This is a genomic window from Bacillus sp. FJAT-49711 (assembly GCF_018343715.1).
Lineage (GTDB): Bacteria > Bacillota > Bacilli > Bacillales > Bacillaceae_C > Lederbergia.
This window is the reverse complement of sequence record NZ_JAGYPL010000002.1, coordinates 786170-812033: the sequence shown is the minus strand read 5'-3', so window position 1 is coordinate 812033 and position 25864 is coordinate 786170. Positions and strand designations below refer to the sequence as shown.

Here is a 25864-nt window from a genome sequence, read left to right as displayed (position 1 = left end):
ACGAAAACACCTCAGGTCAAGTTTTCTTTTACCAAATATTAGGTATTATATCACAGCAATCAAATGTATGTCATCGTCTTTATAATTGCAAGATAACAATAATAAATTTTTTAAATTACACCAGATGCATAGTTATTAACTTATTGAATAATATTCCCGGAATCCCCCCTATTAAAACGAGGATTAAATCGGAGACACTAAAAGGATTACTATACAAGAAAATAATCTAAATTATGAATAATACTTTTTGAGGGGAAATTTCTAGCAGTGATTGGATAAAGGACGAATTATTTAGAACAAATGTAGATATCAGTCATATTATTATAAAGTAGTTTATGACCGTCCAAAAAGAATCAAAATTTATCAAAATAAAAAAAGTTAGATAAATGGCTATATGCGAAATCAACACATAGTTCTTTATTCGAAGAACTAATTACAAAATATTAGTTTTTATTTTGTCTTATAACTAGTATAATAAAATGTATAATTTTATCGTACCGCTTGTAGGATATTGACGAAATAATCTACTTGGAGGGTTTTTAATTGAAAAAAGTCATCACATATGGAACATTTGACTTGCTCCATACAGGTCATATAAATATTTTACGTCGTGCTAAAGAATATGGCGACTACTTAATCGTGGCTATTTCTTCCGACGAATTCAATGCAATAAAAGGTAAGAAAGCTTATTATTCTTTCGAACAACGCAAAGCGATCCTTGAAGCAATACGCTATGTTGACGAAGTCATTCCTGAGCACACTTGGGAGCAAAAAGTGGAGGATGTACAAAAACATAATGTTGATGTATTTGTTATGGGAGACGATTGGGAAGGGAAATTTGACTTTCTAAAGGATTATTGTGAAGTCATTTATTTACCTAGAACGGTTGGGATTTCTACTACTAAAATTAAGAATGATTTAAACAAAGTAAATGGCTAGAGATATAGCCATTAGTGTTTATTTGTTTTTTTTCGGCATTCTATTTCATATTTTCAAACTTTATCCCCAAAAGAAGAAATCAACCTTCGTTGTTTCATTTGGGGATAATGTTTTGTTTACTGTGAAGGAATTGGAAACTCAAACAAATGGACAAGTTATCATTTTGAAAACCTCCCAATGTAAAGTTGACTTTGAAGAAAGTTCCAATCGGATTATCTTAATGTTTGAACCTCGACATTTTTTTCACTGGATTCGATCCATCTTCCATTTAGCGACATCCACCCATATTTACGTTGATAATTATTTTGGATTTTTGGCTGTTACAAAGTTTCGGGAAAATGTTTCTTGTATTCAACTTTGGCATGCAGCGGGTGCTATTAAGCAATTTGGACTTAAGGATCCTTCTATACGAAATCGCACAAAGCAGGCGCTACAGCGTTTTAAGAAAGTATATGATCGCTTTGACTACGTTGTCGTGGGTAGTGAAAAAATGGCGAATATTTTTCGTCAAAGCTTTGGTCTATCAGATAAACAAATATTACGAAGTGGGATTCCTAGAACAGATTTCTTTTTTGATGAGATTGCTTTAGAACAAGCTAGATATGAATTGACGCAGCATTTTCCAGTAATCCAGAAGAAAAAGGTTATTCTATACGCTCCGACGTTTCGCGATCATGAGTTGCATGTATCTAGTTTGCACTTAGACATTGCCGCCATGTACAAAGCTTTAAAAGAAGACTATGTTTTATTTCTACGCCTTCATCCAGCTGTCAAGGTGGAACTTAACAATCAGTATCCCGAGTTTGTGTACGATGTTTCAAATTATAAGGATATCAACCATTTACTAGTTGTTACAGATTTATTAATATCTGATTACTCTTCCATTCCCTTTGAATATTCACTCCTTCATAGGCCGATGATTTTTTTTGCTTATGATTTACATGAATACGAAAAATTAAGAGGATTTTGGGAGGGTTATGATCAGCTTGTTCCTGGCCCAATTGTCAAAGATACTGGCAGCTTGATTGATATCATTCATTCGTCACAATTCGACCTTAACAAAGTTGTGCAATTTTCCCATGAATGGAATCAATATTCTCAAGGAAATTCCAGTAAAAATTTAATACAGACTTTTTACAAAAGTAAATTGTATGATGCCTAAAACTCGGAGCTCCCGGGTTTTTTTATTTTTATAGACTATTAAAGTTTGTCATAAAATTGTATTTTACGGATTCACTAAAACATAGTATGATATAAGTTAGCAATTTACATTTTCTCAACCAAAAATTTACATTGAATTTATAATAAAAGGAGTTTACCCAATGGGAAGACAGCAATTAAAAGTCAATAAAAAGAAGAGAAGCCGAAAAAGGATCTTTTGGTTTTTGGTATTTCCAATTTTACTGATTGCTTCTTTAGGAATTAGCTATGGAGTACATTTGTACATTAAAGCAGAAAATATGATGGCCAATTCATATCATGATGATCGCGATGGAAAGTCTGATCTACGCGAGAAAAAAGTTAATCCTAAAATTGATAATGTCTCTATTTTGTTTATCGGTATCGATGATAGTGAAAAACGCAGTCAAGGAGATAATACTCGTTCGGATGCGCTGCTGCTGGCAACTTTAAATGAAAAAGAAAAATCAGTAAAGCTCCTTTCGATTCCACGTGATTCATATGTGTATATTGATGAAGTTGGATACTCTACAAAGATCAACCATGCTCACAGCTATGGCGGTCCAAAAGCGACAATTGAAACAGTAGAAAATTTATTGGATATTCCTGTTGATTATTATGTACGTGTGGATTTTGAAGCATTCATGGAAATTGTTAATGCCCTTGGTGGAATTGATATCGATGTACCATTTGCTTTTTCTGAGCAAAACTCAAAGGATAAAGCAGGTGCGATTAGTCTGGAACCAGGCATGCAAACATTAGACGGTGAAGAAGCTCTTGCGTTCGCTAGAACAAGAAAAATAGATAATGATATTGAACGTGGAAAAAGGCAACAAGAAGTAATGAAAGCTATTGTTAAAAAGGCAGCTTCCGGTACTTCCGTTGTAAAATATGGGCAAGTTATTGATGCCATAGGTTCTAATATGAAAACTGATATGTCTTTTGATGAAATTAAAGCATTGATTGATTATGGTATAGCGAGCAACCTAACGATTGACACGATGACTCTCGAAGGCTTCGACAGCTATATTCCAAATAGCAGTGGTAAGAACGTCTATTACTGGCAATTAGATGAAGATGCACTAGCACAGACGAAAGCCGCACTTAAACAGCATTTAGATGTTGCCTCAACGACCGCTACAAATAATGTTGCTAATCCTAGTAGCGACACAGAATAATCTTGAAAAAGCCTAATCTTCTATGGATTAGGCTTTTTTGCTGGAATACTTTCTATCTATTTTTTATTGAAAATAGTTTTGTAAACCTTGGACAATCGATTCAGCCACTTGCTCTTGATATTGATTGTTCTGAATGACACTCATGTCGTTCATATTCGTTATAAATCCAAGCTCTAATAAAATCGATTGAGGATGATTATTCCTTAATACATAGTAATCTCCAAATTGGACACTATTGATTTTCATTGGAGTTTGTTTATTTAACTGGTCTTGGATGGCAACAGTCAGGTTTTTATCTGCTGGATAATAATAAAACGAATTGATTCCACTTGCTCCGGAGTTTTTATGGGCATTGTGATGAAGACTAATAAAGACGCTTGATGGGTATGCCTGACTCATCATGACCCGGTCTTGCAATCCGACATAGCGATCATCCGACCTTGTCATTATCACCTGCGCGCCTGCTTGTATAAGCTTGTTTTTTACTCGCTGAGCTGTATTAAAGTTAAAATCTTTTTCCAAAAATCCTCCGATGCCTATAGCACCTGGGTCATATCCTCCATGACCTGCATCTAGAATGATTGTTTTTCCACGAAGGGTTTCAGGACTTTTTGCTATTTTCATAGATTCCTGGTTAGAAGATACAAACCATCCAGCGATCCATGCAGTATTTCCATTGCTTAAACGAACTCGTTTCCAATCTCCCTTCGTCTCAATCAATGTAAAAGTGTCTCCATATGTAGTGTAACCGGCGATAGGATAGCTTGTCCCCGGACCGCTCCTTAAACGCACTCCATCTGCTGCAACGCTAACAAGAGAAGCCTTCTTTGTATCGTATGTAGACCCGCCAACTAAAAAATGCGATGCTATCCAACCCGTCTTACCGTGATAATTTATTTTCGCCCAATCAAATTGAATATCAAGTACATTCACTTCAGTTCCACTTGGCAAAGTACCAATAACAGCAGATGTTAAGGATGGTTCAGCTCTCACATTCAAGGAGTTTGTTCCAACCTTGTAATCACTCTCAGCTTTTACATCCTCTACGGTTCCACAAAAAAGCAAAAAAACAACAAATATAAAAACAAATCTTCTTATTTGGATCATACTGTCCTCCTTCACCATTTTCTTTCTATTATCTTGTTATTTCGCCAAAAACTCTAGAAGACGATTTGCCTATTTTTTCGATGGGTTCTTTGCAGTTTTACAAATATGGCCACTATTCTTCTAGCTTTCCTATTATAAATCTGCATTATTTTGGAAATGTTTAAGACGATTTTAGTAAAATATGTAACCAAACTCCTTATATATTTCATTTTATTGTCTTTTTTTACAAAAAAAAAAAAAAAGCAAGAGTTTGGATATTATCCGCTCTTGCTTTTTATAGACGATCATTATATCGACTAGATGTTTTTGGTCTCATGAATTTCAATAATGGTTTATAATCTTTTCCAACTAAGCCCACTACTTCCACGAATAATTCAATTACGAACAATAATACTACGATAATGATTAAAGATCCCCAAACAGTTGCCATCGAGAACAAGACAGCGGCTAGGCTGAACATAACGGCGATACCGTAAATAACGAGCACTGATTGTCGATGTGAAAATCCTGACCCTAGTAGACGATGGTGTAAATGTGACCTGTCAGGAGATGATATCGGCTTTTTATTAATAATTCTTCGGATAATCGCAAAAATAGTATCAGATATCGGTACACCGAGAATAATAATCGGAATAACGAATGAGAAAAATGTTACATTTTTAAATCCAAGCAATGAAAGTACGGCTATCATATACCCTAAAAATAACGCACCTGAGTCACCCATAAAAATTTTCGCTGGGTAAAAATTGTAAGGTAAAAATCCGAGTGTACTTCCTAATAAAATCAGGGAAATCGTTAGAACAAACATATCTTGTTGGATAAACGCCATAATACTCAGCGTAATAAGTGCGATTGAAGAAACGCCTGCAGCAAGTCCATCCAACCCATCGATTAAATTAATGGCATTCGTAATTCCGATGATCCATAAAATCGTGATAGGTACGATAAAATAACCAAATTCTAATTTACCACCGAAAGGAAGGTTAATGAATTCTAAATCAAATCCTCCTCTTATAGCGACGATCGCGGCTAAAAATTGCCCAATCACTTTATACCTAGGAGGTAAATTAAACTTGTCATCCAGAATTCCCGTTATGATAATTATGGCACTTCCGAAAATGATTGGCCATAAGAACTCACTATCTTGTCTAGAGATGATAAGTCCGATGATAAAACTTAAGTAAATTGCTAAGCCGCCGAGTCGCGGCATTATCGTATTATGAACTTTTCGATGATTCGGTTTATCTGTTACTTTGTATTTCAACGCGAGTTTTTTTACAAGCGGCGTAATACAAATTGAGGCAACAAAACAAATGATTAAATATAGAAATTCCATTTTGTTTGTCTACCTCCTTTACTGTTAATATAACGTAAATTATAAGTGCTTACTCGCATCTTTTTGTTACATTTTTGTTAAAAATATGCAAATAAATATTTAATATTATTCCAATCTAATAGTATACGACTTAAAGCTAGTTTTCAACCAGTCTGTAAAACTTCCAGAAAAAAACCTGTTTCTCGACCTAAAACTTCAGGCCATTGATGAGAAAACGGAAACTATATAAGTCTGTCTGCAAAACCATTAGATGCAGTCGATAGAAGACGGGCAATGAATCATTTAGATGCATGTTTGTTTTTTAAAATATAGTAAAAAAATTGCGGAATCCCAATAATTGTCCTTTTCCACAGCCTTGTAGGTTCATTAACAAGTCTGTATACCCATTCTAGGCGGGCTTTTAGTAAAAATTCAGGAGCTCGTTTTACTCGATTAGAAGAAAAGTCTAAAAAGGCTCCGACGCCCATAAAAAGATTGGCATTTATTTTTGAGAAATGGTCCGATATCCAATTTTCTTGATACGGCACACCTAATGCTACGACTAAGATATCTGGATTTGCATTATTGATATTCTCAATTATTTTTTCTGTATCCTTAAAATATCCATCTTGAACTCCAACAATCGACAGTGCCGGATATTTTTTGATAAAGTTCTCAGCGGCTTTTCCAGCAACACCCGGAGCGCCTCCAAGTAAATACACCTTATATTTATTTTTTGCTGCAAGTTCTAATATTTTCGGGGTTAAATCCGTCCCATTTAAATTTTCCTTAAAGGTAAATCCTAAAAGCTTCGCTCCAATCTCTACCCCAATTCCGTCATTCAAAACGTATTGAGCATTATTTAAATTGGAAGCATATTCTTCACTTTGCTGTGAAAGATTGTAACAATGAGCATTTAAAAAAAATAATTTGAACTTCTCCTGATTGGTTAGCTTGTTCTTTATTTCAGTGAGAACTTCGTTCGATGTCATGACATCCACTTTAATATTCCCTAAATATTTCGTACCCATGTATGTAAGCAACCTCTTTCAAGCCATTTTGTACTTGGATAGCATTTTAGCATACATATGAGGGGAATTGCATGTTTTTATAAGTTCTTTTCTCTAACATTGTTGCTTTTTGTGGCATTAAGTCAGCTTATCTTCCTTATTATGTGTTGCTTGTTCAAGAAAATATCCTATTTTATAAAAACCGGCACTCACACAAGGAGGCCGGTTTCATATGGCTCAATTCATTAGACGTAATAAGACAAGCTTTCGTTACATCTTTTTATATGTCTTTACTTTTTCTTACTCTTTTTCATTTTGATCTTCACTTTCTCTTTCGTCACATTCCCACCGAGGTCAACCACTTCGAATGTAAAGGTGTTGTCCCCTTCCTTCAATTGCAGTTCGATTCCGTCAATTGTCTTCTTGAACTCTTTCATGCCGTATGGTTCGGAAAGTTCGTTTTTGAAAACTTCACTGCCATTGACGTAGAGGCGAATGTCATCAAAATTGTCTTTGATTTCGGTTGAAACCTTAATGGTCTTAGTATCCACATTATTTTTCGCCTTCACTTTGAGTTTCGGTTTCGTTGTATCTACGAAGAAACGACGGGCGATCTCCGTTACGTTGCCGACATTGTCTACTGCTTTAATTTTAGCTGTATAATAGCCGTCTTTTTTGTATTTTACTTTTTGTGAAAATTCGTATTGGTCTTTCGCCTTGTTATATGTGAGTTTTACTTTTTGACCGTCTACAGTTACTTCCTTCACACCTGATTTATCTTTGACGTATCCCGAGAAGACCACTTCGTTCTTCGATGAAACGCTTAGGAATTCAGGAGTTAACAGATGCAAGTCAGGTGGCGTCGTTTCTTTTTCTACTGTTGCTTCTTTCTCCACCTTATTTCCAGCATAATCAACCGCGACGACTGTCAGTTTTTGTTTAGGGCTTGGCTGCGCTGTCAGCTTATGTTCTTTTTCTCCTGCTGTGTACGGCTTATCGAGAACTGATTTTCCGTCAATGAGTACGTCCCAATAGGCAATTCCGCTGCCATTATCTTTGGCGTCTACCTTTACTGTTTGAGCAGCTTCATTGATCGTTGCCTTTAGGCTAGGTGCAGTTGTATCAAGCAAGACTGGTAATTCGATTGATTGCCATTTTGCACCTTCAAAATCGATGACAGCTTCAGCTTGCAAGTAGTATTGACCTTCAGACGCAGTTTTACCGTTCACTTTTCCATCCCATATACGCGAAGAAGATAGAGAATACATCGGTGCCAGTCCGCCATCATAGTAATTCTTTTTAACGTCTGACTCTGTTCTAATCGTTCGAACCACTTTTTTCTTGGAATCAAGCACGTTGAACTTTACTTCTTTTGCATTTCGCAGGAAGGACAAAATCATAAGCGCATCATCTTGCGAACCATCCCCATTTGGTGAGAATGCAATTTTATTCGGGTCAATCTCTCCTGTGTTTAAATCTTCTCCTAGGAATCCGTAGTCATCTTTTCCTAAAGATGTAACAACTCCGGTCATACCGTAATATGTTTCGGCATCCCACATCGGCTTATCAAAGATCGGCGCCTTATCCCACTCCCCTTTGAAACCTGCATATGGAACGGTTAACTCAGGATTTGTGTCAGTCGGGTCAGTTAAAGTAACGAACCCTTCAAGCCAGTATCCATTTATGAATCTTGATGCTAGCGCTGCATCGATGGCACTTACATCAACTGTAACGGAAATATCCGCTGTTCCTTTTGCAGGAACCGTAACGGAGCTTACTTCTTCTCCATTTACTGTTGCGGTCGCAAGTCCATCAAGGTCTAACGCTCCGAAAAGATTAGGTGCCACTAATAAGTCTGGACCGTTTTGAACAAACTGATCCGTTTGTGCGTTCGCTTTAACATCATACGTTACTTCTTGATCTGAGAAGTTTTCAGCTGTCAGTTCAAATGTAACCTTGTTCGTTGTCACTTGCTTTAACGCTACTTTTGCTTCTTTCGTTTTCGTTTCTGTCACCATTACTGGTGTAGAAAGTGCCGCATGAAGCTGCATTAATCCTGCTCCTTGGCGACGCGGAGATACTTTTGCTCCATCGAAATCAACCGGCTTTGCCGTGTTCATTAGTAAGTTTTTTGTTCTTAAAATTCGGTCCGCGTTCTGAAGTCCGAATTCCTCATCCACACGTTGTAGTACGAGGGCGCCGCCTCCGGAAACATGTGGTGCAGCCATAGATGTACCGCTCATTAAGCCATATTTATTATCATTTAAAGTTGAAAGGATTTGTCCACCTGGTGCTGTAATTTCCGGTTTAAAATCAAGGTCCGGCGTTAGTCCCCAAGATGAGAATTCACTCATTAGGCCAGCAGATGGATTATCAATTTTAGCTGATTTTCCGTCAAACGTGATCGCTACAGCTTGTCCATTGTTTAAAGCTGCGGCTAATGTGTCGCCATCGCTTTTTAGCATGAATAACTGTGGAATGTTAATTGCATCGTCTGTTGCCATGTTGATGATCCCATCAGTATTGTTATAAATGATCACACCTGCTGCTCCAGCAGCTTGCGCATTCAATGCTTTATCGGCAAAAGCGAGTACTCCTCGTTGTACGAGTGCATATTTGCCTTTTACATCTTTACCAGCAAAATCCTCTGGTGCACCAATTCCTGCTTCCACAACGTCGAATGACTTAGTCGCTACATCATTCGGATGGATTTTACCCGCCGATAAGAAAGCAGCAGCTCCAGGGGCGCCATCGATTGTGTATTGAAGTTCATCCACTTGCATATACGTATTTTCAAATGATGCGACTTGCAGCGAGTCATATGATACTCCTGGTGCTCCGCTCACTCCATAGTCTGGATTGGATGCGAGTGGATAATAATAGCCATCACCAAACAACGCGGAGTTTCCGGCTGAGATAGACATAAGCACACCATTATCAACTGCACGTTTTACCGCTTGTTGTTCTGGCGATTCCGAATCCACGAATCCAGCTGTAGAACCAAGACTCATATTTAGTACGTCGACGCCAAGTTTAATTGCGTCATCAATTGCTTTAATATAGATATCTCCGTATGTTGACTGCATTTCCGGATCATTTCCGAACACTTTTAACGCAAGGAGCTGTGTTTCTGGGGCAATCCCTTTGATGCCGCCATTGTCTTCATCTCCATTTGCGCCCACTGTACCCGCAACATGCATTCCGTGCATGGAAGCTTCTGAATGAATGTCACGGATTTCATTATTTTCATCCATATAGTTGTATCCATATGGAACTTTTTCTGTGTAAAATCTTCCTGGCAATGCGTTTTCTGAAATCGTGTCGCTTACTAGTTTTTCTGTAAGCTTGGCTGCAGATGTATCAGATAAAATCATATCTTGATGACTTGGATCGATTCCTGTATCAATGATTCCAACGACCATTCCTTCGCCTTTAAAGCCGTAGTCGCGCCATGCTTCTTGCGCTTCTACCAGTTCTTTACTATATTTCATTTCTGGTGTCGCAATTGGCCGCTCGTATTCATTGACGATATGGACCGTTTTTACTTCTGGAATATTTTTAATGATTTCAATGTCTTTATGCTTAATTTCAGCACTAAATCCATTGACGACAGTTGTAAATTCTTTTAAATATTTTGCTTGTACTTTCTTTTCTTTTATTTTATCTTTTACTGCTTTTTGCTTAAGCTTTGCGTTCTTTTCGAGTTGCTTTTTTTGAGTTTTGTCGAGTTTTTGAAATTTGACGCCCTTTTTCGTCGCAATTTCAATTGGAGCTTCCTCTTTCAACTCAACAATGACTCTTTGCTCCGCCTCAGGGTCTACTGTTTGCTTTAGCTCTTCTGTTTTAGGCTGAATCTTCTTCTGCACATTCTTCGGAAGGGTTACATCATTCGCGAATGATATGTTTCCGAACGTCAAAAGAAAAATAAACAGAAGAATGGCACTACGTTTCAACATAATTTTCCCCCATTCTGTTGATAAAGTTCTATCAAACTATTTCCGGAAGCGAAATATTCTGATATTTTAATAGTAATGGGATGAAGAATAGGGGAACAGTCCTAAAAGTCATAGGTAAATCGTCATCGCAAAAAGCCGTTTTTAGACAGCATTTCTAAGCTTAAATTATTTTTAGCTTTTTTGGTGAAAAATGGGTTAAACTTAAGAAAAGCGGAAGGGCCTTTGACTTACGCAAAAGAGAAGGCAAGAAGTATGCTAGTCGTGAGGCGCTGTAGCTGGGCAGAAAAAGAGACATAATGAGCAGGTGATTTTCTTTTGATCTATCAAACTTCCATATATAAAGGTTTATTTTTTGCTAATAGAAGTCTTTTTCAATTACATAAAGCTGAAGCCATTTATGGACTGAAAATTCGATTGTTTTGGCTGTTTTTTTCGAGTGCAGTCATTTTTTGTATATCCGGTTATTATGGGATAGGGTCCCATGTGCTTTCTCCTGAGCTTGCGAGGTCAACTAACTTACAGTATGAAACGGTAAAAAGTTATTTCATAATTGGCCGCTTTTTTCTTGGGCTGCTCTATGCGACCGCTGTAATTTTTATACCTGCTGCTGTATTTTGGGTATTTTCCGATACATTTTACAAAAAGTTTGTTGTTGTCCAAGTGTTTATTTTACCGATTTTATTACTTGAGCAAATTTCATATATCATTCTTGCTGTCTTTTTTAACTTGCCTTGGTTCTCTTCTCCGCTTTCTTTAGGTGTGATCGCACAATACATAGCAAAGTCAGATTTTCTAATTTATTTATGTGCCTCTATTTCTTTATTTAAAATTTGGGTTGCGGTCGTCCAATACCGAGGAGTTCGCACTTTGACTGAGTTGTCTCGGATGAAAAGTGCTTTATTAGTTATATGTATTCATCTGCTTTTCTGGTCACTGACCACCGTGTTAGCTTTAATCAATTTCAATACGTATTTATGAGGGCGGTGATGTTTGTTGAAGGCGAATTGGCGTCGGTTATTAATCGCGGTAGCCGTTATTTTACTGTTAACGGTAAATTTTGTTTTGCTTGAGAAAAAAGGGAGCAAAGTCGAGCGATTGAATTTCATTTCGAGCTGGAAGGAACTTAAGACCGAAGATATAGTAAAAAACCTCCGGACTAAAGGTGTCATTGCGCCATCCGAAAGACATCCTGTTTTTATCGATCCGAATGTAACTTTTAAGGAATTTTTAGTTGAAAAAGGCGACAAGGTCGAAAATGGCACTCCTTTATTTGAGTACGCCACTGATCGTTTAGATGAACAAATCACATTGCTCGATGCTCATATAGAACGTTTGGAAAAGGAAAAGAAAAGTATTGAAACGCTGGTAAGTGATATGGAAAGAACAAAAACTGCAATACCTCGCGGAAGGTCAAATGTGCGGCCGGTTTATAGCGGAGATGATAAAGCAGATGCCGTTTCTGAAACAATCGTGAATGTGGATGCGGCAAGGCAAACACGAGAAGAAGCTGCTGAAATGCGTAGAATGGATCAGTCCATCGCTGACAAGAAACTCGATTTGGAAAAAGTCGAATCGGAAATTCAAATGTACGAGGACCAAAGAGATGCAGTAGAAAGCGGTCGCAGCGGCTTAACTATTTTAAGCTCAGTTGACGGAATCATCGAAGATATTTCATTTGAATTGAATAATCCCGTCATCACGATCGTGTCAGAGGATCTGTTTGTAGAAGGGCGATTAACTGAAAGTGAAGTGGCCGAAGTCGTAGAAGGCATGCGCGTCGATGTGCATTCCGATTTATTCAAAGGGAAGATTTCCGGGGAGATCGGAACGGTAGATGAGCTTCCGGAAGAGAAAGCAGATCTCGAACGAGCAAGTCAGTATCCATTTACTGTCGTGTTGGATGGAGATGGTGCGGAGGTAGAGGCGGAAGTTGACGATGAAGCTGGTGAGGAAGTCGATGCAGAAGAAAATGAGGAAGTTGACGTGGAATCAGTAGAGGTTTTATACGCGGGCTACCATGTTCAAACCGATATTGTCGTAGATGAAGTTCTCGACGTTCCAGTCGTCCAACAGAAGAGCTTGCGAGGAAATTCGTATTTATGGGTCCTCGGTCGAGATGGATTGGTTGAAAAAAGAGAAGTAGGACTCGGATTGCAAGTCGGAGAGCGAAACGAAATTATCGATGGCGTCGAACTTGGAGAAATATACGTCACTCATGCAAAAGAAGTGGACTCCGCCGGCTCATTCATCACCCCATTCAAAGGAAACAAATCTATTTTTGACCAATGGGAAAAGGAAAGCTTTAGAAGAAAATTAAAATATGTGTTAGTCGGGATTTTGCAGAGGTGAACCAGTAGTACAGACAGAGTTCTTTTACGATAATCGGTTGGCTCTCCGATGTGGAATAATTCGGGTACCGATTACCCCAAAAAATAAGCGTCGGATTCAACTTGGAACTCGTTTGTTTGTCACAATTACTGCGCGCAAATTTCGGATACGCATTGTTGCGGATTCATTTGTCACATTTGCTGCGCGCAAACTTCGGATACGCATCGTAGCGGATTCGTTTGCCACATTTGCTGCGCGCAAACTACCGATACGCATCGTAGCGGATTCATTTGTCACAATTGTTGCGCGTAAACGTCCGATACACATCGGATCGGATTCATTTGTCACATTTGCTGCGCGCAAACTACCGATACGCATCGTAGCGGATTCATTTGTCACAATTGTTGCGCGCAAACTACGGATACACATCGGACCGGATTCATTTGCCACAATTGCTGCGCGCAAACTACGGATACGCATCGGACCGGATTCATTTGCCACAATTGCTGCGCGCAAACTTCCGATACGCATCGGATCGGATTCATTTGTCACATTTGCTGCGCGCAAACTTCCGATACACATCGGACCGGATTCATTTGTCACAATTGTTGCGCGCAAACTACCGATACGCATCGGATCGGATTCATTTGCCACAATTGCTGCGCGCAAACTACCGATACGCATCAGAGCGGATTCATTTACCACAATTGTTGCGCGCAAACTACCGATACGCATCGGACCGGATTCATTTGTCACATTTGCTGCGCGCAAACTTCCGATACACATCGTTGCGGATTCGTTTGCCACAATTGTTGCGCGCAAACTGCCGATACGCATCGGATCGGATTCATTTGACACAATTGCCGCGCGCAAACTTCCGATACACATCGGACCGGATTCATTTGTCACAATTGTTGCGCGCAAACTGCCGATACGCATCGGACCGGATTCGTTTGTCACATTTGCTGCGCGCAAACTTCCGATACGCATCGGACCGGATTCATTTGTCACATTTGCTGCGCGCAAACTACCGATACGCATCGGACCAGATTCATTTGTCACAATTGCTGCGCGTAAACTCCGGATACACAGCGGATCGATTCCATTTCTCACATTTGCTGCGCGTATGCGTTGGATTCGTTTCAATACCCGTCAGTCATTACAAAAACCGGATTCCAATGCTGAATCTGGGCAATGTGGGAATGAATGGTGATGAATACACAATTTCCATCACGAATCAGGCTCATTCCAGATTTAATTTGCATAGCAATAACAGGCACATTCAAAACAAGCCTGCACTCCAACTTTCAAGAGTGCAGGCTTTCTTTTTATTGCTTCGGAGGCCATGAATCTTTTGGACCTCTATCGTCTTCCATATCATTGTTCTTATTTGGATCCATTGATTCCGTGTATTCAGCATTTGGGTCGCTTAAATTCTGCCCCATTGTGTTTGGGTTCCCGCTCCCTGTGCTAGGTTTTTTCGTATGATCCATTTGAATCGCGTTACTTGGCTTTTTCGTTTTATCTACTTCCGTTTGTTCAATCGTTTTATCCAGTTTTGATAAATAATTTTTAGCAAATTCTTTGCCACCCAGTCCAAATGATAGGCCAAATGCTAGAGCCATTCCGCCTAGAATCAGGATGAATGCTGAGTTGACGATGGTGGCAGCAACTCCGAGCTGATCCAGTGCCATGAATACTGCAAGTGCGATGATTGCATATTTTGCAACTGCTGTAATTAATTTGAAGCTTGGACCTGTTAAAATATTCGATAACACTTTTTCAACAATATTGGCCACGATGAGTCCTAAAGCCAATATGATGACAGCGGCTAGTACTTGCGGAATATAAGCCGTAATGGCAGTTAGCATGAGTACTAGGAAATCAAGTTTTATTAGATTCAATGCTTCTATTGTGATGAAGAAGACGATAAGGATTTGTGCGATATAGCCGACAAGTTCGGACATGAGCATTCCGCTTGCCCCCGGTTTCCAATTCCCTACCGCAAGATTGCGTGTTAATGAGTCAAACCCGACTCTTTGTAAAAGTTCAGCTACGATATGGCGCACCCATTTTCCTATCCAAATACTCAACGCAATAAGAAGTACGGCAATGACCAAGTTCGGAATCATCGTTATGATATCGTTCAACATGGCAACTGCTGGATCCGTGATGGCGCGAATATCCAGTTGATCGAGTGCTGAAATGACGATTGGAATCATAATTAATACGAACACGATTGTTCCAATTATGGATGAAAGGGATGTATTCCCTAATAATTTTTGCAGACCGAGACGGGAAGCTAGTTTTTCAGTTCCGACCGTTTTTAGCAAGCCTGTCACAAGATCGCGAATAATTTTCGCCACAAACCAGCCTACTAAAAGAATAAGTGCGGCTGCGAGTAATTTTGGTATGAATCCTAGTATACTTTCGAGCATTCCTCCGAATGGCCCAGACACACCATGTATATTCAGTGCGGCCAACACTCCAGGAATGAAGAGCAGCATCACTAAATAAAATACAATTTTTCCAGCGGTATGCAGAAATTTATGACTGTCCGCACTTGATTCGGCGACATTCATTTTTTGCATGAAAGACGTTACATTGGCTTTTTCTCCGCCTTTAATGATGAGCATTTTTAAAAGTGTCGCAATAACGTAGGCCAATAGAAGAATAAGTCCCGCTTTTAATATAGCAGGAACGAAGGCTAGCATCGTCCCGAACATTCCGAGGAATGGAGATGTGATGGCTCCAAGATTCAACAGTTGGAAAAATAAGATGAAGACGAGTACAAGTAAGATGTAGTATACAATTTTTCCAATAAGTTCGTTAGAATTGACGCGTTTCTTTCCTTCAGGATGATTTTTCCCAAATAGTTTTTCATCCCAATTTGTTTTTTTCAATAGCTTTTCTACCGCTTTTCCAATTGCCTTTGCTATGATCCAACCAATCAATAAAACGATTAGTGCCCATAATAAATTCGGTAGTTTTGAAATATAGATTGAGGCCCAGTTGTAACCTGAATCAAATGGCATAAGTTAACCCTCCTTTAGTTATCCCTTTTCTATACCTGTTCGGCAGGGATTTAAACCAAAGAAAATCGGAAACTATTTTCCCAATCTAGTGAATTCAACCATTTCATGTATTGTCCGCTAATCCCTAGTTCGTTTTTTCACAACCTACATAAAATGTATTAACCATTCGAAAGGTGGTGGTGTTATGGGATTCGGATGTTGCGGTGGCGGCTATGGCGGTTACGGCGGTGGCGGTTACGGTATGGGTAACTCATTTGCTTTAATCGTTGTACTTTTCATTTTATTGATTATTGTCGGTACAGCGTTCTTTAACTAAGTCCGTAACTTGAACAATGCGGTATCCTTTTACTCCCTATAGGAGTCCATTCTCTGTCTAACACCGAAGAGCGCTCATTTAGGCGCTCTTCCTTTTATTTTTCCAATAAAAAACAGAGGATGAAATCATAATGACTTCATCTTCTGTTTTAATGATCTCTAGACTATTATTTTAATTTTGATGCCGCGGCTTCGTCTGCGATGATTGTAACGTTTGGATGGTTTTGGAGTACGGATGCAGGGCAGTCCTCCGTGACCGGTCCTTCTACCATTTGTTGAATCGCATCAGCTTTAGATTCGCCAAATGCCAGTAAGACGACTTGTTTCACTGCCATGATGGAAGCAATCCCCATTGATACTGCATGCGTTGGAACATCTTCTTCTTTTTCAAAATAACGTTTATTCGCGGCTTTTGTTTCTTGTGTTAATTCCACCACATGGGTTTTTGCGTCAAATGATGTTCCTGGCTCATTGAAACCAATATGGGCATTTGTGCCAATTCCGAGTACTTGAAGATCAACAGGATGATCGTTCAAGATTTGTTCGTAGCGTTCACACTCAGCGTCTAAGTCTTCTGCCATGCCATTTGGCAGAAATGTTTCTTTAAAATGAAGGCTATTAAAAAGTTCTTGTTCCATATAATAATTGTAGCTTTGCGGGCTGTCTGCCGGCAGGCCAACATATTCATCTAAATTTGTAGTCGAAACATCTGAAACATCCAATTTCGCCTCGCGCATTTTAGCGTACAATTTTAATGGCGTTCCACCAGTCGCAAGTCCGAGTGTTTTGATTTTCCCATTTTCAAGACCAGCTTTAATTATATCAAAAGCTTTTTCTGAACCTTCTTGATCATTTTTTACAACAATAATCTCCATGGTTACCCTCCTATTTTGTAGCCGACTCCCAGTCGGTATGTTTTCTCTACGTGTAATTCGTCATTCATTATGACAAAGTCTGCGTCTTTTTCCCGTGCTAAAAATCCTTTTGCCTCAAGACCGAATTCACGTGCTTGGTTGCTGGATGTCATTTGTACAGCTTCCGTTATCGAACATCCTGTAAATGAAATGATATTTCGAAATGCTTCATCCATTTTCAGAACACTTCCAGCGAGCGAGCCATTTTCAAGGCGGGCCTCCCCTTCATGAACAATGACTTTCTGACCCCCAAGTTCATATTCCCCAGGCTGCATCCCTTTTGCCATCATTGCATCAGATATTAGGGATATTTTTCCCGCGCCTTTCATTCGGTATGCCAAATCAATCATATCAGGTGTAATATGGATGCCATCAGCAATGATCTCAACTTGGATGTCATCCTTCAACAAGGCATGGCCAGCGACTCCCGCTTCCCGATGATGAAGCCCACGCATACCATTATATAAATGCGTAGCATGAGATGCCGCACTATTGCGAAGCTCCTCTCTGACCGCGTCGGAATGTCCAACAGATGGAACGATTCCTCTCCCGACCATAACTTGTTCGAACTCTTCCCCACCTTGTAATTCAGGTGCATACGTCACAAGCTTGATTTGCTCTCCGGATTCTCCATGCCATTTTAAAAATAATTCAATATCTGGATCAATTATGTATTCAGGCGGCTGCGCACCAGCGCGCTTCACATTTATAAAAGGACCTTCCAAATGCACGCCCTCAATCGACGACCCACGATCCATCGCAACTTTTACCGCTTTTAACGCTTCTGAAATGTTCGCGTGTTCTTGCGTGATTGTCGTCGCAAAAAATGACGTTACCCCTTCAGATAGCAATTTTTCACTTAAAAACATCATCTTATCCGGATCGGCATCCATTGTATCGACGCCGTAGCCTCCATGAATATGGATGTCGATCATCCCTGGAATGATCATTTTTCCTGCTGCATCTGTAACGATTTCCCCTAATTGTCCTTGATACGAATCCATTTCGCCTATTTGAATGATTTGTTGAGCAAAACGAATATATCCGTTTTTAATTGGTTTTTCTGAACCCCCGGGATATATTGTCGCATTTATAATGACTTGCGTTTCCAAAATATTCACCTCTCATTTAAGACATTCGCTTTCATCCGCTAGCTCTATTATAAGTCTCTAAAGTGGTAATGACAATTGGGATGGGGTTTGGCCTATTGGGACGAATTAAACGAATAACTAATGGTATTATCAAATTCAAAGCATGTTGTGTTTTCTTTTTGATAATATTTTTAGTTGATTAATAATCCTTTGTTCCATTTCTTCATTATTTTCTAAAAGTACACCATACATGCACTCACCTATATGCTTTTCCTTCCAGCGGAAATGACCAGACACAAGAAAGTCCATCTCTTCCAGAGTCAGTTTCACACTCACTCTTATCATATCCCGATTTTGCGGTATATTTAGTTCAGTAGAGAACATAAGCCCGTGTGGACTGATATTATGAATTTCCGCATTGCCGAATTGACTTACTTTGTCCGGTTCATTTTCAATCGCAATATTAAATTGACATGGAAGAGGCGGTGAAAAATTGTAACGAAACGCTTCGTGACGATTGCCTAGCATACCTTTCACCTCCAAACATTATGAGACTACAACAACCTGATTACAGCTACTCGCTTAATATAAGGCAGAGTCAGCTCTTTCAATCAACTTCGCTATTCCCGCTATTATATTTTGCTAAACTGATCCTAATTGCGATTCGTTTATGTGTATTTTTATATTCTAATAGAGTTTATTACTCTTTTTCTAGTGCTTCATCGCAACTTCCTCGCCAGCTATTGAAAAACTTGTCTATATAATAATGTTAGTTTACTGTTGCTTTTTGAAGAAAGTATAAATATCTGCGATAATAAATCGACATTCAGGAACAATCGGATTTTTGCGAACTTTTACTGTGAGAGTATTTATCAGTTTTGCGAGTAAGTCACGCTCAGTTTCCTCAATCATAAATTCAATTCCATAATGATACAGATCGTCATATAATTCCTTCATCCAAACAATTTTTCCAATTAATTCTACCGATTCTCCTAATATTTCTGTTTCAATGCTTAAAATCATATCAGGCCGCACAGCCATTTTAATATCAGAGACCAAGCTTAATCCACCCAAACTAAGATCTTGAATCAGAACTTCCGTTTTCCCCAATGTGATATCCTGATTCATAAATTTAATGATGGTCATGTCACCTGAGAGCGGATGAACGAAATTCAAGCGGAAATATTTCCTTCTATTTTCAACTTCCTGCTTTACTTCATTCTCTTTTGCATTAATTTTAATTTTTCCTTTTTTAAGTAAAGCTTTAAATTCTTCAGCTTTTACAGGCCTGCTGTAAAGGTACCCTTGCACTTGTTTACATTTATGTTCTCGGAGAAATTTTAATTGTTCTTCCGTTTCTACCCCTTCTGCTATTACATCAATGTTAAGGCTTTGAATCAAATTAATAATTCCTTCTACAATCAATTCATCTTGTTTGCTGACCCCAATTTCTTTAATAAATGTTCGGTCAATCTTAATTGTATCGACTTTGAATTGTCTTAAATAAGATAGCGCTGAGTACCCAGTCCCAAAATCATCTAATGATACTTTTATACCGAGCTCTCTACATTGGTTTATTACCCCAATCGCCAGTTCTTCATTTTCCATTAATGAGGTTTCGGTAATTTCTATTTCTAAAAGATGTGGATCTAATTGCAACTGATCCAAAATCCTTGCAATACTTTTAACAAATTCTTTTTGCATGAATCTTTTAGCGGAAATGTTGATTGAGATGGGTACGATATTTATCCCTTCATCTTGCCATTCTTTTATCTGCTTGCAAGCAGTTTCTTTCACCCATTTTCCTATCGGTATAATTAATCCAGTCTCTTCAGCTAGAGATATAAATTCTCTCGGTGATACAAGGTCCCATTCTGGATGATTCCAACGAATAAGTGCTTCAGCACCAATGATTTGATTTGTATGTACATCAATCTTTGGCTGGTAAAATAATTCAAAATCCTTCATATCCATTGCTTTATGCAGGCTGTTTTCAATGGAAAAGGATTTAAATGTCTTGATATCCCTTACTGAGCTATATGCTTTATATTGATTTTTACCTTCCTTTTTAGCGAAGTGCAAGGCAATACCTGCACTTTTCATTAGTGATTGGGCATCTTCTCCATCGTTAGGATAACTGCAAAGCCCAATACTAGCGGTAATAAATAATTCATATTCATTAATAAAAAAAGGGGCATCTAATGAATCAATGATCGTATTTGCTAGACAATGTTTATGCTCTATTCTAGCGTTAGGTATAATCATTGAAAATTCATCCCCACCTATTCGTGCCAAAAACCAATCTTCAGGCAGGAATTTTTGTAATCTATCAGATATTTGAACAAGCAACTGATCCCCAATTGCAGGACCTAGCGTATCGTTTATATTATTAAAACGATCCAACCCCAAATACATGACAACAAATTTTTGTTGCAAGGTCCGCGAAATAATGACTTGGTTCTCCAATTCCTCCTTATAGTTGAATCTATTGGGAAGTTTCGTTAACGGATCGTAATACGCCAAGTGAGTTTTATGTTCTTCTGCCTGTTTTCGCTCTGTCACATCTCTACCTATAACAATAAGAGCCTTCCTACTACCATCTTCATAAAATAATGGTTTTGTCATGATGTCAAAGGTTACATTTTGTTTATCATAAGTTGAAAAAGTTACCTCCCCACGCATTAGTTCTCCTGTTTGCCATGGATTTTCCCCTTCTTCAAATCCAGATAAGAAGATTTCGCTAAATATTGGTTTTATAGCAGCAATTTCAGCAGACGTTTTCCCGATATAATAATTCCCGTCTAATCCCAAGAGTGAGATGGCACTTTGGTTTGCTCGTATCCACCGATTTTCCCCATCCTTAATGATAATCGGGTCAGGAATTGTGTTAAGCAGTGTTTCTAACTGTTCATTAGAATCAAAAAAATCAATAATGTCTTGGTTCTTCAATATAATCCTCTCCTTTTTGAAAATTAAAAAAACTCTTTTTCGATAACCGAAAAAGAGTTTACTAGTCTAAATTTCGGTAACTGGCTGGCATCGTGTACGTCTACACATTAGCCCCTTTAGCTTTGCGTCATCATTTTTCAATGATTTTGCCTTTTTCGTATTTAGTTAAGTTGTGCAGTTGGAATAATCGGGAATACGCCGTAACCGTTACCATGCTACCACACCTTACCATTTTTGTTTATATTTATATGCCAAAAAGTCCATTTTTTTGGTGAAAGATGTAAAAAAATAGATTGATAACGAAAGCTATCTAGTCTTTAGGGCCTGAATTGGGTTTGATTGAAACTTACAATCTATAAACAAACCAAAATTGAGATGGAGAGCATTTTACTTTTCGTGTTTAATCGGATGGGAAAATATCGAAATTTCATGAGATAGGTTATTTGAGAAGTTCAATCGGACAGGAAAATATAAACTGTTGCGGGAACCGTCACTAAGGATGATTAATTGGACAACTTTGACTTCTTCAGAAGATAAAGGGCAATTTGAGAAGTTCAATTGGACAGTTTTACTGCTTTTAACACGGTGAAGGGCATTTTGAATATTTCATCGTGACCTCTTGACTAACTTTTTCGATACGCAGGGCACATTCAACGACCCATCACGATTTCTCATACACTTTCCCAGTGAATACGAAACAGAATGCAAATACAAGAACTCCCGCAAACACAAAAAAACCCGCTAGGTACAATACCTAACGGATTCTAATTATAGGACTCTTTTCGCTCCGACGTAGCGGGATTTCCAATAATATGGGTCATTGATGGATGTGATTGCAACGCCTTTGCCGGCTGAATGGATGAATTTGTTTCCTCCGATGTAGATTCCTACATGTGAGACTTTTTTAGTGGAGGATGTTTTAAAGAAAACTAAGTCTCCAGCTTTTAGGTTCTTTTTGCTTACTGCTTTCCCTTTTTTGTATTGATCGGCAGCAGTTCGCGGTAATTTCATTCCTTTTTGTTTAAAGGTATATGATGTAAATCCAGAGCAGTCAAAACCTTTTGGGCTTGATCCTCCGTAAACGTATCTAACTCCTAGGTATTTCTTCCCTTGTTTAACAATTGCGCTCGCCGATGGTTTTTTTGCGGCTGCACTTGCAGCTTCAGGCTGAACAGCGATTACTGTGAACATCACTACGGCAAGTAACGACAACAATGCTTTTTTTACAGTTGACATTTTACTAGTTTTCCCCTGTCTAAATATCTATATTTTATATGTCTCTATTAGTTAAATTTGGTAATTTTGACAAGATAATCATAGCACAAGAAATTAATAGTTTATTTTACAATTGCGTAACAATATGATTGCAATATCGTCACACAATTGTAAATTTGTACATCTTTTGACATATTACACTTAATTCATTTTTACTAGATTTCATTCATATTTGTAGAACTTTCAGTCTCATAATATGTAAATATATGGAACTAACATTAAAATCATGTTACAATTTGTAATATTTGACAAAGAATCCATATTTTCGTGCTAAAATTGCCTAAAGAAAAGAGATCTAGGGGGACTAAGATTAATGCGTAAAAAAGTAGTAACAACAGCGACTGCTGTGTTTTTGGCTGCCTCTTTCACTGGAAATGCTTCTGCCGCTTCTCATGAAGTGAAAAGTGGAGACTCTCTTTGGAAAATTGCCTCGAGTTACAATACAACTGTCAACCATTTAATAGAATTGAATCGGTTGAAAAGTGATCTAATATACCCAAAACAAGTTTTACTAGTTTCTTCTGCGGACGTTAAAAAAGAACAGCCAAAACAGACTGTTCAAACGAAACAGCCTGCAAAACCAAAAACTGAGCAACCTGCTGCGGCAGCAACATATACGATTAAATCTGGAGATACTCTAAGTAAAATTGCTGCTAATTATAAGGTTACAGTAGCTCAGTTATATGAATGGAATAAACTTAAAAGCGACTTGATCCATCCTGGACAAGTGTTGAAGGTTTCAACTGCTAAGCAAGTTGTTGCAGCGAACCCGGCTCCGAAAACTGAAACTGTAAAAAATAATAACTCTGTACCGACAACAACTGGTACATATAAGGTTGTTTCTGGAGATACTCTTAGTAAAATTGCCGTTCAATATGGCACGACTGTTAAAGAAATCAAATCATTGAATGGACTTAGTTCCGATTTGATTCGTGTTGGACAAGTTTTAAAAGTTGCTGAAAAAAAAGCTGTGACTGAGTCAAAGCCAGCTCAGAAAGTAGAAACTCCTAAAGTAACAGAAGATGTTTCCGCAATTATCAATGTTGCAAAAAGTGTGATCGGCACAAAGTATGTATGGGGCGGCACAACTCTATCAGGATTTGATTGCAGCGGATTGATTTACTATGTTTTCAATCAAGCTGGAAAGAAAATTGCTCGTTACAGTACTGATGGGTACTATGATCGTTCCTATTATGTCAATAAACCTCAGCCTGGTGATATTGTATTCTTTGAAAATACGTATCGCTCTGGAATCTCTCATATGGGAATTTACCTAGGAAATGATAATTTTATTCATGCTGGAGACAACGGTGTTGAAATCTCTAACTTAAACACTTCCTATTGGCAAAGTAAATTAAATGGATTTAAGAAGTTTTATTAATAAAAAAGCGAAAGTTGCCTAATCAGCCCTGACAATCCTCAGGTTATTTGACTCAAAGGGACTGGAGCTGGACATGACGACGAGTCGATGCTGACTTATCGTACAGAAAAAGACAAGTAATTTACTAGTCATCGGCACTTTAGCTAGACAAATAGTTTTATTCATATTTTCTACCAAAAACCGTCAAACTTGGCGGTTTTTTTTGCGTTTCAAAACCGATCTACTCGTCATAGTGACAAACGAGTGGAAATAGCGGTATAATAAGGTTTTGGAGGTTTATTATTATGTATAATCAGCAACTGCTTACAAATATAAAATCTTATAGCCAAGAACTTAAAGGTCTGCTTGATCCTAGGAGTGAGGTGCATGAAAAGCTCATTCAAAAAGGGATGATACTTTTTCGTCAGCAGCTTGTTTACGGAGTGAAATTCTCTAATGAAAAAGTTGATGCTAAGGTTCAGGATGTCACTCCTGTAAATGTGGAGTTGGTTTTCGAACATCCATCACTTAGTACGTGCACATGCCCAGAACAAGGAATTTGCCGACATCAAGTCGCGTTATTTTTCACTGTTTTGAGCAGAGCGCAAAGTGTCTTTTTATGGCTGCAGGAATGGAAAAGTCATTATCAGATTGCCGACGTTCTTTCTACTTTACAGCGTGGCTCTGATTTGTTAAAAAAGATGCCTCCCCAAATGGAAAATGGTCCGGAGCAATGGATAGAGCGTATTCAAAGTGCGTACGCTAATGTCTCAGCTAAGAATTTTTATCAGCTTGAGGAATGGGCAAGGGTTTGTTATAAACGGTTGCTTGGATTTGCGCCAGTTGAACGGGAATGGAAGCCTTTATTTCAGCTATTTGCTGCATGTGAATCGTTGAAAGTCATTAACTCGCTCGCCTCCGAACCAAAAAAGCAGGCTCATTTAAGTACTTTCGCTGAGCAGATGCTTGAGGAAGCAGATGAGGCTTTATCTAAAATTGCTACGACTGCCTCTCCATTTGCGTTTGACGAATATTTTCATTTTTTACGTGAGAACAGTCATCATTTTTTGGAAGAAGAAACGGTTTTTCCAACTGAATATACCGATATTTACATGAAGCTTTGGTCGGCTTTGTTTAAAAAAAGACGAGACTTACTTCAGGAATGGGACCGTCTTAAGGCGAACATGGATAAGGAGCACGATGATCGAATAGACATTGCTTTTATTCATATTGCCATTATGTTGGAAGAGGATGATGCAGCTATCCGCCATATGAAAGAGCTAGGTTCTGCCATTGCTCCATATGCTTTACGATGGATGAAATTGCTGCAAAGTGATCGTGCTAAAGGGCGTCTCAATCATTATTTGCCTATTTTCATCGATCAGATTACAACATTTATTTCCTCTTTAGCCCACAGCTATGAACAAGCACAATTTACTAGAGCACTGTTTCAAATTTTAGACAGCAATACTGTCTTGAATCTCGATTCTTCCCTTTTGGAAAGAGTTTATATGAAATTATTGCCTTACAGCCGCTTTCAATATAATGAGTATTTACTCGGCAAACAAGATTATAAGAAATGGGCAGAGCTTCAAGTTTATTCAAAAAATAGTATAGATATTATTGATCGTCACACGATTGATATTGTTTCAAAGCACGATCCAGCTGCGCTCAAGCCGCTATATCACGAAACGATCACTTCCCTCATTAACAACCGTGGCCGCGACTCGTATAAACGGGCTGTTCGCTATTTGAAGAGACTGCAAAAGCTTTATAAAAAGGAAAAAAAACTAAAGCAATGGGAGCTTTATTTATCAACATTGCTAAATAATACGAAACGCTTGCGTGCTTTCCAGGAAGAATGCATTAGAGGCAAGCTCGTAATTGACTCTCAAAATGAAAGGACTTAATCC

19 protein-coding genes and 1 riboswitch are annotated in these 25864 nt (G+C 38.4%); of the genes, 8 read left to right on the top strand and 11 right to left on the bottom strand.

What is annotated here, in order from left to right; translation table 11 throughout:
• The first annotated feature begins 543 nt into the window (after positions 1–543).
• The 3 genes from tagD to KHA96_RS11560 all read left to right on the top strand — a co-directional run bounded on the left by tagD (position 544) and on the right by KHA96_RS11560 (position 3296).
• Complete coding sequence (gene tagD, locus KHA96_RS11570) at positions 544–939, top strand: glycerol-3-phosphate cytidylyltransferase (protein ID WP_213129436.1); 396 nt, start codon at positions 544–546, stop codon at positions 937–939.
• A 121-nt stretch (positions 940–1060) separates the two neighbouring features.
• Positions 1061–2101, top strand: coding sequence for a CDP-glycerol glycerophosphotransferase family protein (locus KHA96_RS11565; protein ID WP_349305760.1), 1041 nt, complete (start codon positions 1061–1063; stop codon positions 2099–2101).
• Positions 2102–2261: 160 nt separating this feature from the next.
• Positions 2262–3296, top strand: coding sequence for an LCP family protein (locus KHA96_RS11560; RefSeq protein WP_213129434.1), 1035 nt, complete (start codon positions 2262–2264; stop codon positions 3294–3296).
• A gap of 63 nt (positions 3297–3359) precedes the next feature.
• Here the strand turns inward: KHA96_RS11560 and KHA96_RS11555 are convergent, their stop codons facing one another.
• The 4 genes from KHA96_RS11555 to KHA96_RS11540 all read right to left on the bottom strand — a co-directional run bounded on the left by KHA96_RS11555 (position 3360) and on the right by KHA96_RS11540 (position 10684).
• On the bottom strand, positions 3360–4403 hold the full coding sequence (locus KHA96_RS11555) for an N-acetylmuramoyl-L-alanine amidase family protein (protein WP_213129433.1): 1044 nt from the start codon (positions 4401–4403) through the stop codon (positions 3360–3362).
• A 274-nt stretch (positions 4404–4677) separates the two neighbouring features.
• Positions 4678–5739 carry a glycosyltransferase family 4 protein gene (locus tag KHA96_RS11550; protein WP_213129432.1) on the bottom strand — a complete coding sequence of 354 codons (1062 nt, stop codon included), beginning with the start codon at positions 5737–5739 and terminating at the stop codon, positions 4678–4680.
• Between the two features lie 278 nt (positions 5740–6017).
• Positions 6018–6749: a WecB/TagA/CpsF family glycosyltransferase gene (locus KHA96_RS11545; RefSeq protein ID WP_213129431.1), complete on the bottom strand. Its 732-nt coding sequence runs from the start codon at positions 6747–6749 to the stop codon at positions 6018–6020.
• 269 nt (positions 6750–7018) lie between these two features.
• Positions 7019–10684, bottom strand: coding sequence for a S8 family serine peptidase (locus KHA96_RS11540; protein ID WP_213129430.1), 3666 nt, complete (start codon positions 10682–10684; stop codon positions 7019–7021).
• Between the two features lie 315 nt (positions 10685–10999).
• On the opposite strand from KHA96_RS11540, the gene KHA96_RS11535 reads away from it, so the two are divergent.
• Together KHA96_RS11535 and KHA96_RS11530 are read left to right on the top strand one after the other, a co-directional pair.
• Complete coding sequence (locus tag KHA96_RS11535) at positions 11000–11662, top strand: hypothetical protein (RefSeq protein ID WP_213129429.1); 663 nt, start codon at positions 11000–11002, stop codon at positions 11660–11662.
• Positions 11663–11674: 12 nt separating this feature from the next.
• Entirely contained in the window at positions 11675–13033 is a 1359-nt protein-coding gene (locus tag KHA96_RS11530; RefSeq protein ID WP_213129428.1) for an efflux RND transporter periplasmic adaptor subunit, read from the top strand.
• A 96-nt stretch (positions 13034–13129) separates the two neighbouring features.
• Here the strand turns inward: KHA96_RS11530 and KHA96_RS11525 are convergent, their stop codons facing one another.
• Both KHA96_RS11525 and KHA96_RS11520 read right to left on the bottom strand, forming a co-directional pair.
• Positions 13130–14158 carry a hypothetical protein gene (locus KHA96_RS11525; protein ID WP_213129427.1) on the bottom strand — a complete coding sequence of 343 codons (1029 nt, stop codon included), beginning with the start codon at positions 14156–14158 and terminating at the stop codon, positions 13130–13132.
• A gap of 182 nt (positions 14159–14340) precedes the next feature.
• Positions 14341–16047, bottom strand: coding sequence for a mechanosensitive ion channel (locus tag KHA96_RS11520; protein WP_213129426.1), 1707 nt, complete (start codon positions 16045–16047; stop codon positions 14341–14343).
• Positions 16048–16231: 184 nt separating this feature from the next.
• On the opposite strand from KHA96_RS11520, the gene KHA96_RS11515 reads away from it, so the two are divergent.
• Positions 16232–16363: a YjcZ family sporulation protein gene (locus KHA96_RS11515; RefSeq protein WP_213129425.1), complete on the top strand. Its 132-nt coding sequence runs from the start codon at positions 16232–16234 to the stop codon at positions 16361–16363.
• 166 nt (positions 16364–16529) lie between these two features.
• On the opposite strand, the gene nagB is transcribed toward KHA96_RS11515, so the two are convergent.
• The 5 genes from nagB to KHA96_RS11490 form a co-directional block, all read right to left on the bottom strand.
• A complete protein-coding gene (gene nagB, locus KHA96_RS11510) occupies positions 16530–17237 on the bottom strand; it encodes a glucosamine-6-phosphate deaminase (RefSeq protein WP_213129424.1) in 708 nt (235 codons plus the stop codon).
• 2 nt (positions 17238–17239) lie between these two features.
• A complete protein-coding gene (gene nagA / locus KHA96_RS11505) occupies positions 17240–18388 on the bottom strand; it encodes an N-acetylglucosamine-6-phosphate deacetylase (protein ID WP_213129930.1) in 1149 nt (382 codons plus the stop codon).
• Between the two features lie 135 nt (positions 18389–18523).
• Positions 18524–18895: a PilZ domain-containing protein gene (locus KHA96_RS11500; RefSeq protein ID WP_213129423.1), complete on the bottom strand. Its 372-nt coding sequence runs from the start codon at positions 18893–18895 to the stop codon at positions 18524–18526.
• A 246-nt stretch (positions 18896–19141) separates the two neighbouring features.
• Positions 19142–21316 (bottom strand): EAL domain-containing protein, encoded by a 2175-nt coding sequence (locus KHA96_RS11495; protein ID WP_213129422.1) that lies wholly within the window; start codon positions 21314–21316, stop codon positions 19142–19144.
• 72 nt (positions 21317–21388) lie between these two features.
• Positions 21389–21477, bottom strand: a riboswitch (cyclic di-GMP riboswitch).
• A gap of 607 nt (positions 21478–22084) precedes the next feature.
• A complete protein-coding gene (locus KHA96_RS11490) occupies positions 22085–22552 on the bottom strand; it encodes a C40 family peptidase (protein ID WP_213129421.1) in 468 nt (155 codons plus the stop codon).
• Positions 22553–22904: 352 nt separating this feature from the next.
• On the opposite strand from KHA96_RS11490, the gene KHA96_RS11485 reads away from it, so the two are divergent.
• Positions 22905–23972 (top strand): C40 family peptidase, encoded by a 1068-nt coding sequence (locus KHA96_RS11485; RefSeq protein ID WP_213129420.1) that lies wholly within the window; start codon positions 22905–22907, stop codon positions 23970–23972.
• Positions 23973–24256: 284 nt separating this feature from the next.
• Positions 24257–25861: an SWIM zinc finger family protein gene (locus KHA96_RS11480; RefSeq protein WP_213129419.1), complete on the top strand. Its 1605-nt coding sequence runs from the start codon at positions 24257–24259 to the stop codon at positions 25859–25861.
• The last annotated feature ends 3 nt before the right edge of the window (positions 25862–25864 follow it).